This is a genomic window from Brevibacterium sp., assembly GCF_022712115.1.
Taxonomy (GTDB): domain Bacteria; phylum Actinomycetota; class Actinomycetes; order Actinomycetales; family Brevibacteriaceae; genus Brevibacterium; species Brevibacterium salitolerans.
Genome location: NZ_JALAHB010000249.1, coordinates 1 through 9,848 on the forward strand (window position 1 = coordinate 1; position 9,848 = coordinate 9,848).

The 9,848-nt window shown below is 72.0% G+C and carries 5 protein-coding genes; 3 read left to right on the forward strand and 2 right to left on the reverse strand.

Annotated elements, in window-relative coordinates; translation table 11 throughout:
• Positions 1–74: 74 nt before the first annotated feature.
• Positions 75–185 (forward strand): LPXTG cell wall anchor domain-containing protein, encoded by a 111-nt coding sequence (locus Q0A33_RS16630; RefSeq protein WP_363316627.1) that lies wholly within the window; start codon positions 75–77, stop codon positions 183–185.
• 257 nt (positions 186–442) lie between these two features.
• On the opposite strand, the gene Q0A33_RS14820 is transcribed toward Q0A33_RS16630, so the two are convergent.
• Complete coding sequence (locus Q0A33_RS14820; RefSeq protein ID WP_291798510.1) at positions 443–2,557, reverse strand: AMP-binding protein; 2,115 nt, start codon at positions 2,555–2,557, stop codon at positions 443–445.
• A 322-nt stretch (positions 2,558–2,879) separates the two neighbouring features.
• Positions 2,880–4,616, reverse strand: coding sequence for a GntR family transcriptional regulator (locus Q0A33_RS14825; RefSeq protein WP_291798514.1), 1,737 nt, complete (start codon positions 4,614–4,616; stop codon positions 2,880–2,882).
• A 216-nt stretch (positions 4,617–4,832) separates the two neighbouring features.
• Between Q0A33_RS14825 and Q0A33_RS14830 the strand changes: the two genes are divergently transcribed.
• Positions 4,833–8,429 (forward strand): bifunctional proline dehydrogenase/L-glutamate gamma-semialdehyde dehydrogenase, encoded by a 3,597-nt coding sequence (locus Q0A33_RS14830; RefSeq protein ID WP_291798517.1) that lies wholly within the window; start codon positions 4,833–4,835, stop codon positions 8,427–8,429.
• Between the two features lie 123 nt (positions 8,430–8,552).
• Complete coding sequence (locus tag Q0A33_RS14835) at positions 8,553–9,746, forward strand: macrolide family glycosyltransferase (RefSeq protein WP_291798520.1); 1,194 nt, start codon at positions 8,553–8,555, stop codon at positions 9,744–9,746.
• Positions 9,747–9,848 lie beyond the last annotated feature (102 nt).

A 9,848-nucleotide genomic window follows, 5' to 3' on the forward strand; every position in this document is an offset into this window, starting at 1 on the left:
CTCCCGAGGCACCTCGCGGCGGTTCTGAGAACGGCGCTGAAGACGGTCGGACGGACACAGGCGCCTCACAGGAGGTGCCCGCGTCGCTCCCTCGGACCGGGGCGAGCACATACCTCGCACTGGGCCTCGGGCTCTGCCTCATCGGGGCCGGCGGTGTCACGATCGCACTCACCCGGCGACGCTGAGACCAGAGCTGGATGAGGCCGAGGGGCCGGGCGGACCCGAGCCCGGAGCGTTGCCGGAACTCGGAGCGCTGCCGGGTCGGGAACGAGCCCGCGGCCCGGAAGCAGGTCAGCGGTCCAGGAGCTCCGCCGAGCAGAGAACTGATCGGCAGCCGGGGAACGTCACCGGCCCGGCAACGGAAGGGCAGCCGAGGAACGTCGTCGGCCCGCCAACGGAACGGAAGCCCGCAGGCACGCTCTCAGTCCGGAGCCTGCCGGTCTCAGGCTCCGGTGGCCGTCCCCGCCTTCGCGGTCGCGAAATCGATGTACCAGTCGAGGACGGCGGCATCTGCGGCGGTGGCGCGGTTGGCCTTCGCCGGATCCGCCCCCTGAAGCAGGCGCTTGACGGGAATCTCCAGCAGCTTGCCCGTCCGTGTCAGCGGAACGCCCGGTGCCTCGATGATCTCGTCCGGGACGTACCTGGGCGACACGTCCCTCCGGATCGCCGCGACGATCCGCTCGCGCAGATCGTCGTCGAGGCTCTGCCCCGGCGCAGGGACCACGAAGAGCGGCAGGTAGTAGTCGCCGCCGGCCAGCTCCGCGCCGACCACCATCGAGGCGGCCACGCCCTCCACCCTGTCGACCGCATTGGTGATGTCGGCGGAACCCATGCGGATCCCGCCGCGATTGATCGTGGAATCGGAGCGGCCGTGGATCACATAGCTGCCGTCGGAGAAGCGGGTGACCCAGTCCCCGTGACGCCACACTCCGGGGAACACGTCGAAGTACGCCTCCCGGTAGCGGGAACCGTCCTTGTCTCCCCAGAAGAACACCGGCATGGACGGCATGGGCGCGGTCACCACGAACTCGCCGAGCTCGTCGGTGAGCGGTGTGCCGTCCGGCCCCCACGAATCCGCGGCGACACCGAGGTACGGCCCCTGCAGATGGCCGCGGACCACGGCAGCGGTGGGATTGGAGCCGATGAAGCCGCTCGCGATGTCCGTGCCGCCGGAGTCGGAGCCGAGCTTCACCGTGGGGCTGAGGTGCTCGTAGACCCAGTCCCAAGTGGGATCCGGCAGCGGCGACCCGGTGGAGAGGATGGTGCGCAGGGAGGAGAGGTCGTAGTCGTCCTTGGGCGAGTAGCCCAGTCGATGAGCCGTGGAGAGCACTGCGGCTCCCGTGCCGAAGGAGGTGGCGCGTTCGGACGCCAGCAGTTCGAACTGACGGTGCGGACCGCCGGCGAAGGGCGCGCCGTCGTAGGTGACGATGGTGACGCCGCGGGACATCGCGTTGACGAGCAGATTCCACACCACCCACGTCGTGGCGACGGCCGAGTACTGCACGTCCCCGGGCCTTGCGTCGTACTGCAGGAGGTTGGCCCGGTTGGCCTCGACCGTCACGCCCCCGTGCCCGTGGACGATCCCCTTGGGTCGTCCGGTGGTGCCGGAGGAGTAGAGGACCCACAGCGGGTGGGAGAACTCCACCCGCTCGAACTCCGGTTCCTGCTGCCGGGCCACCACCTGGGAGAAGCGGAGGGACTCCACCTCGCGTCCGTCTGCGGAACGGACACGCGCAGGGTCGTCGCCGGCGACCGGTGCCGCGCCCACCCCGCTGCCTTCCTCCGCGCCGCCACCCGCATCCGACCGCCCCGCATCCGCGGGCTCCGCGCCGGGTTGCTCCCCTCCCGTCCGCGCCGGACGAGTCTGATCCACGAGGATGTGCCTGGTGACGGTCGGGAGCACCTCGAGCAGTTCCGGCAGAGCCGCCCGCAGGTCCTGTTCCTCGCCCTTGAAGAGCACGGAATCGGCGGTGAGGAGAACACTCGGCTCGATCTGCGCGAAGCGCTCGGCCACACCGCGTGGGCCGAAGTCCGTATTCACCACCGACCAGATCGCGCCCACGGTTGCGGTGGCGAGCAGGGCCACGACCGTCTGCGGGAGATTGGGGAGCACCGCGCAGACGCGGTCGCCGGGCCGGATCCCCCAGGCCCGCAGCTGAGCGGCGAGAGCTCCCACCTGGCCGCGCAACTCGTTCCAGGTGAGAACCTCCCGGCGGTCGTCCTCGTGCCTGCCCACGACTGCGGGCGCGTCACCGAACTCCGCTGACCAGCGCAGCAGGTTCTCCGCGTAGTTGATCCGCGCTCCGGGGAACCAGCGCACCTCCGGCATGGTGTCTCCCTCGCGCACCGGCGCGCCGTTCCGTTCCCAGACCACACCGGCCTCGGCGATGACCTCCTCCCAGAACAGATCGAGCTCGTCGATCGTCCACTGCCAGAACTCCTGGTAGGAACCCTGCGGAGCCCCGTGCTCACGTCCCATGCGCCGCTGGAACGCGCACAGCTGCGAAGCCTTCACGTCTGCCGGGTCGGGGGTGAAGAGGACGGAGGAGTCGGTCATCGGTGGGCTTCCTTGCTCGGGACGACGGATCAGCGGCTCTGCTGCCGCCCTCATCCTATGCATCGCCTCCGCCGAGGGCACCGTGCCCACGTCCGAGGAGCCGTAGACGTTCCTGTATCCCCGGCACAGGCCGCGCCCCACAGCTCAGCTCAGCTCAGGCCACACCGCATACCGGTCCAGCCGCCCACATATATGTGGGCGGCTGGACCGACACCCGGGCCCTGCCGACATCCCGGGGGTTCCACCGCACCGGTGCGGTGGAACCCCCGCCACGAGCCTGCGGTCCGGGCCCTGCCGGTACGCAGCCCAGTCCCGCGCCGGTTCACAGCCCGGTGAGGCGCCCCCACAGCTCCACGTCGAACGCCGTGTTCCGCGCGCGTCCGTGCATGTGCCTCACCGCGGCGTCGATCTTCCGATGCCATGCGCGCACTGCGGCCGGTGCGTCCCCGGAGGCCAGGGCGGTGAGGATCGCACGGTCGTCGCGGAGGATGCTCGTCGCCGTACGCGCATAGTCGAGGCGCAGCACGGCGATGAGCATGCGCACCCGCACCGTCGAGGACTCGAACAGGCGCACCGTCTGCTCCAGGCCCGAGGCTCGTGCCCACTCCTGCTGGAACCGCAGGTCCGCATCATCCACATGGGCCCCGGACGCCGCTCCCTGGGCCACCGCGTCCAAGGCCCGCCGCACCGGCAGCAGGTACCGGCGCGGCCGGTGCGCGGCGGCGCGGAGCAGGACATCGCCCAGCAGCATGCGGGCGGCGTAGAGCTCGATGACGTCGTCGGCGGAGGCCGCGGGGATGCGCACGTCCCCGGCGGAGCCGTCGAGGATCTCGTCGTCGACCATCCGCCGGAGCACCTCGGCCGCCTGTGCTCGGGGCACCTCCAGCATGGCCGCCGTCCGCGCCGCGCTCAGCCTGTCTCCCGGCCGCAGACCGGTGTCGATGATCGCATCGCGCAGGCGCACGGCGAGCTGCTCCGTCGCCGAGGTGCCGGCCCGGGGCAGCCACGTCCGCTGGCGGGCGACGCGAGCGGGTCCCCTGCCGCCCCTGCCGCGCGTCACGTCTCCGCCGATTCCGGCGTGGCTGTCGTGCCTGTCGTGGCTGTCGCGCCTGTCGTGATCGTCGCGCGCCGTGTCTCCACCGCGCCCATCGCCTCCCCCGGGACGGGCATCTGGAGCACGCTCCGCTCCAGCCACGGAGGCACCGGCTTCTGCTGCGGAGGCATCGGCGCCTGCCACGGAGGCACCGGCTCCTGCCGCGGAAGCGCGGTGCCCTGCGGTGCAGCCTGGGCGTCCCGCGGCGGCGCGGTCTCCTGTGCCGGGGCTCCGCCCGCCCGCCGGCTCCGCGGTCCGGGCACGTCCCTGCACCCCGTCACCCACGTCGAAATTCTGTGAGTCAGAAAGGGGGTCCACGTTCCTCGCACTCCAGAGGAACTCGGTCTCTCCCGCGGCCACGTGTGCGCTCAGCGCCTCCAGCAGCTCCACCGGGACCTCTGCACAGTCCGCGAGCTGCCCGGGCAGCTCCTCCGGCACCCGCACACCGGCGGTGAGCAGCGCCCCCAGCACGGCCGCCCTGCGCCTGCGGTGCCGTGCCGGCGAACGCACAGACGAGCGCTCCGGCAGAGGCACCGGGCCGTGCTCGGACGGCGGCATGCGGCCTTCCCCCGGCGCACCCTCGGGCACCGAGGAACGGGCGTGCCCCAACGTGGACACCGGCTGGAAGTCGACCTGGCAGACGAGACCCACCGGCCCCTCCTGCACAGCACGGGGTTCCAGTCCGATCACGAAGCGCGCGATCCGCATGGTCCGCGCTCCTCCCGTGCCGCCGCTCGCGGCAGCACCTCCCACCGCACCGCCTCCCACAGCTTCCCCCGCCAACCGGCGCACGGCACGCGCGACCGCCGTCTGCGAGAGCCCGGTGCGTTCGGCCAGTGCCCGCGACGACCAGGCGGAGGAGTCGATGCGCGCGCCGGCCTCGGCGAGCACGCTCGCCACCACGCGGTCGGCGGCCTCCTGGATGCGGGGCCGGCCGCGCGGTCTGCCGGTGGGTGGAGTGGCCATACCCGGATTATGACTCAGATCCCGCGCAGAAGCGTCCGCACCCCTTCGCCCCGGACCCTCCCCAGGTCCACACTGAAGTGAAGAGAACGCAGCGCAGCCGCAAGGACACAGCGCAGGCACCAGGACGGAGCGCAGGCAGAGACGCCCCCGCGACAGCGCGGCACAGCCGGGATCGCTGCCGTGCGCCCCGGACGCAGACCCCGTGAGGAGATGAGCATGACCGCCGTGCAGAACACCCCGGACCAGCAGTCCACAGGCCGGCAGAGCGCCGGCCGGCAGTCCGCGGACCGCAGGAGCACCGCCCCGGATGCGGACACGCGCGTCGCGGAGCTGCGCACGACCGCCGAGGCGGCCGTCGAGACCGCCCGCCGCTGGCTGCGTCTCGCCACCTCCCAGGAGGAGCCGGATCCGGGCGCGGATCGCCTCGCCGCGATCCTCTCCGATCCGGACGGCGTGGGCTTCGCCGTGGGATTCGTGGACCGCGTCATCCGCACGGAGGACCCCGCCGCGGCCGCCGCCGCACTGGCCGATGTCGCCAAGCACACCCCGCAGTCCCTCTCCGCCCTGGACCGTCTGCAGATCGGGGCCGGCGCCGCGCTGGGCGGCGTGCTGCCTCGCGTGGTGGTGCCCGCCGCACGTGCGCGCATGCGCCAGATGCTCGGCCACATGATCGTCGACGCCCGCCCGGCACAGTTCGGCCGTGCCGTCTCCGCACTGCGGAAGAACGGCTCCAAGCTCAACGTCAACCTCCTGGGCGAGGCCGTCCTCGGCGAGGAGGAGGCCCGCCACCACACGGAGGAGGTGGAGCGCCTCATCCTCCGCGACGACGTGGACTACGTCTCCATCAAGGTCTCCTCCATGTGCTCGCAGATCGACCTGTGGGCGTTCGAGGAGAGCGTCGAGATGGTCTGCAACCGCCTGCGCCCGCTCCTGCGTTCGGCGGCCTCGCAGCCGGCCGGCACCGCCTTCGTCAACCTCGACATGGAGGAGTACCAGGACCTTGACCTCACCATCGAGGTCTTCACCAGGCTGCTGAGCGAGCCGGAGCTGAAGGACTACGAGGCCGGCATCGTCATCCAGGCCTACCTGCCGGATGCGCTCGCCGCGGTCCAGCGGCTCTCCGCCTTCGCCGCCGAGCGCTCCGCCCGCGGCCACGCCGGCATCAAGATCCGCCTCGTCAAGGGCGCCAACCTGCCCATGGAGAAGGTCCACGCCGAGGCCGCCGGCTGGCCGGTGACGGTGTGGCCGAGCAAGGTCGAGACGGACGCCAACTACAAGCGCGTCCTCGACTGGGTGCTGCGCAGCGAGCACCTCGAGGGCCTGCGCATGGGTGTGGCCAGCCACAACATCTTCGACATCGCCTTCGCACACGAACTCGCCGCTGCCCGCGGGGTGTCCACCTCGCTGGAGTTCGAGATGCTCCAGGGCATGGCGCGGGCACAGGCCGCCGTCATCAGCCGGGACGTGGGAGACATCCGCCTCTACGTGCCGGCCGTGCACCCGGAGCACTTCGACGCCGCCGTGTCCTACCTGGTGCGCCGGCTGGAGGAGAACTCCGCGAATGAGAACTTCATGTCCGGCATCACGGAGCTCGCCAACGGCAACCACATCTTCAGGCGCGAGGAGGGACGCTTCCGCGAGGCGCTGGACTCCCTCTGCGCACAGGTGGCCGCCGACGGCGACACCCCGCCGGCCCCGCGCCGCACGCAGAACCGTGCAGCGGAGGAAGCTGAACTCCCAGCCCTCCTCGCAGGTGCCCCAGACGCATCTCCCGCAGACGCAGGTGCCGAAACACTCCCAGCCCTCCCGGCGGACTTCGCCAACGAGCCGGACACGGATCCCGCCCTCGCCGCCAACCGCGCCTGGCACGCCGCCCACATGGCGGAGGTGAAGGACGCGGAGATCGTGCCGGAGGCACTGACCTCGGCGGCGGACGTCGATGCGCTGGTCGCGGACGCCCGTGAGGCCGCGCAGTCCTGGCGCGCCGCCGGCGCCCAGCACCGCGGCCGTGTCCTCCACCGCGCCGCGGAGATCTTCGCCGCCCGCCGCGGCGACTTCCTCGCGGTGATGGCCGAGGAGGCCGGCAAGACCCCGGACCAGGCGGACCCGGAGGTCTCCGAGGCCATCGACTTCCTCCGCTACTACGCGCAGCGGGCCCAGGACATCCCCGCGATCGAGGCCGCGGACGGCGTCGAGTTCGTCCCCGACTCCGTGGTCCTCGTGACCCCGCCCTGGAACTTCCCCGTCGCGATCCCCACCGGCTCCACCGTCGCCGCACTGGCCGTGGGCGCCGCCGCGATCCACAAGCCCTCGGCACCCACGCCCCGCTGCTCCGCGCTCATCATCGAGTGCCTGCACCAGGCAGGAGTCCCTGCGGAGGTCGTGCGGCTGGTGAAGCCGGCGGAGAACGAGATCGGACGGGCGCTCGTGGGGCACCCGGACGTGGACCGCGTGATCCTCACCGGCGCCTCGGAGACGGCCTCCCTCTTCCGTTCCTTCCGCAAGGACGCGCAGATCGCCGCCGAGACCTCCGGCAAGAACGCGCTCATCGTCACCCCGTCCGCGGACCGGGATCTCGCGGTGGCGGACCTCGTGCACTCGGCCTTCGGCCACGCGGGCCAGAAGTGCTCCGCAGCCTCGCTGGCGATCCTCGTGGGCTCCACCGCGGATTCGGCACGGTTCGAGAACCAGCTGGTCGACGCCGCGAAGTCCCTCATCGTGGGCTGGCCGGCCGGCGGACCGGAGGGCGCCGAGCGCACGCATCACCGCTCCGCGACGATGGGCCCGCTCACGGTGGAGCCCTCGGACAAGCTGCGCCGGGCGCTCACGCAGCTGGAGCCGGGCGAGTCCTGGCTGCTCGAGCCCCGTCAGCTCGACGCCACCGGCCGGCTCTGGAGCCCCGGCATCCGCACCGGTGTGAAGCCCGGCTCCTGGTTCCACCTCACGGAGGCGTTCGGCCCCGTTCTCGGCATCATCCGGGCGGAGAGCCTGGACGAGGCCATCGAGATCCAGAACGCCGTGGACTTCGGCCTCACCGCCGGCATCCACACCCTCGACGTCGCGGAGGCCGAGACGTGGGTCAACCGGGTCGAGGCCGGCAACGCCTACATCAATCGCGGCATCACCGGCGCCATCGTGCGGCGTCAGCCTTTCGGCGGCTGGAAGCTCTCGAGCGTGGGCCTGGGCTCCAAGGCGGGCGGGCCGCACTACCTCAAGCAGTTCGGCACCTGGAAGGACGCGGACTCCGCAGGAGCGCAGCAGCCGGACGCGGCCTGGCTCGCACGGGCGCAGGAGTCGGACCGCCGCGCCTGGGCGGAGATGGGCGCTCCCGCGGATCCCACCGGGCTCACCACCGAGGCGAACATCTTCCGCGTGCTGCCGCGCGCCGTCACCGTCCGCGTCACGGAGCCGGTCGCCCCGGAGCTCGCCGAGCGCGTCGCCCACGCCGCCGCGACCGCGGACGCCCCGCTGCGCTGGAGCGCGGCTCCCGGAGCCGAGGCCTCCCTGGCCGCCGCTGCCTCCTCCGTGACGGTGGAGGACGCGGAGACCTTCGCCTCCCGCGTGACGGCCCGTGAGTACGACGACACCACGGGTGCCCGCATCCGCGTCCTGGGCACCGTTGAGGAGGCGCTGCTCGATGCCGCCGTGGGACGCCCCGAGGTGGCGGTGCTGGACCAGGTGCCCACCGCCTCGGGCGCGGTGGAGCTGCGGTACCACGTGCACGAACAGGCGATCTCGATGACCACGCACCGGTTCGGCACGCCCAACCGTGAGTTCAACGAGCTCGCGGACAGGCTCATGCAGCGCGTCTGAGCGGCTCACGCGGGCACTCCCTGCCACAGTCCTCACCCAGGGAGTGCCCGCCTCGGCCTGACGTCTGGGATACTCCCAGGGGAAGACGCCGCACTCGATCCGCTCGTCCCCGGGAGGTCCCTCATGGCACGCATCCTGTTCACGGGCCCCCTGGGGCACGGCCATGTGAACCCGACGCTCGGAATCGCCCAGGAGCTCGTGACCCGGGGCCACTCTGTCGTCTATGCGGCTCCGGAGCCGTTCCGGGAGGCGATCACGGAGACCGGGGCGGAATTCGTGCCGCTGCATTCGAGCTGGCTGAACTCCCCGGAGCGCTCCGGACCGCAGTTCCACGGCCGCGCGTTCGCCCGGGCCTCGGAGCTCGCACTGGCGGAGACCGTGCACATGGCCGGTCAGTTCGACGCGCTGCGTGCCCGCAACCGCCTCTCACCGCCGGACGTCCTCGTCCACGACGGACCCGTGGCCTGGTGGGGCCGGGTGGTGGGCCACATGTGGCAGGTGCCCACCGTGGAGACCTGGCCCAACTTCGTGAGCAATCGGCACTGGAACATGCAGCGCTACATCCGCCTCAACCCCCTCGACCCCGTCTTCCTGCGCTTCCTCTGGCGCCTGCGGCGGTTCCTGCGCTCCCGCGGAATGCACGGGGTGGGCCGCTTCATGCAGGGCATGGACTCGCACGACCGCATCGTCACGCTGCCCCGGGAGTTCCAGCCCGCCGGTGACACGTTCGGTGCCGGATACACGTTCGTGGGTCCCGTGCTGACCGACCGCACCCACCAGGGCGAGTGGAACCCGCCCGCGGCGGCGAAGCCCGTCCTGCTGGTCTCTCTCGGCACGGCCTACCACGACAGACCCGACTTCTTCCGGATGATCGCGCAGTCCGCCGCCGGGCGGCCGTGGCACGTGGTCATGTCGATCGGAGACCGCATGGACCCCGACGATCTGGGCACGCTGCCCGCGAACGTCGAGGCCCGGGCGCAGGTGCCGCAGCTCTCCGTGCTCGAGCACGCCGCCGTCTTCGTCACCCACGCGGGGATGGGCGGGACCGTCGAGGGGATGGCGGCCGGAGTGCCGCTCGTCGCCGTTCCGCAGATGGCTGAGCAGCGGGCCAACGCCGACCGGATCGCGGAGCTGGGGCTGGGCCGGACACTGGATCCGGACTCCCTCGACGCGGAGCGGTTCTGGTCGCTCGTCGAATCCGTGCATGCGGACCCGGAAGTCGCCGCGCGGTGCGCATGGATGCAGGAGCGGACCCGGGCCTCAGGTGGGGCCGAGGCCGCCGCCGATGCCGTCGAGGCCGCCGCCCGCGCCGTGTGACGTGGGCGGGGTCCCTCCTGCCATGCGGGGGCTTTCCCCCTCGCCGCCCGGCCGGTCCGCTCGTACCGTTCGGAGCATGGACACGACACCGCGGTCATCCTC

Bases quoted from the DNA above. Each gene is read 5' to 3' on its own strand.
- Q0A33_RS14825 (WP_291798514.1), bottom strand. From the start codon at position 4,616: ATGGCCACTCCACCCACCGGCAGACCGCGCGGCCGGCCCCGCATCCAG.
- Q0A33_RS14835 (WP_291798520.1), top strand. From the start codon at position 8,553: ATGGCACGCATCCTGTTCACGGGCCCCCTGGGGCACGGCCATGTGAAC.
- Q0A33_RS14820 (WP_291798510.1), bottom strand. From the start codon at position 2,557: ATGACCGACTCCTCCGTCCTCTTCACCCCCGACCCGGCAGACGTGAAG.
- Q0A33_RS14830 (WP_291798517.1), top strand. From the start codon at position 4,833: ATGACCGCCGTGCAGAACACCCCGGACCAGCAGTCCACAGGCCGGCAG.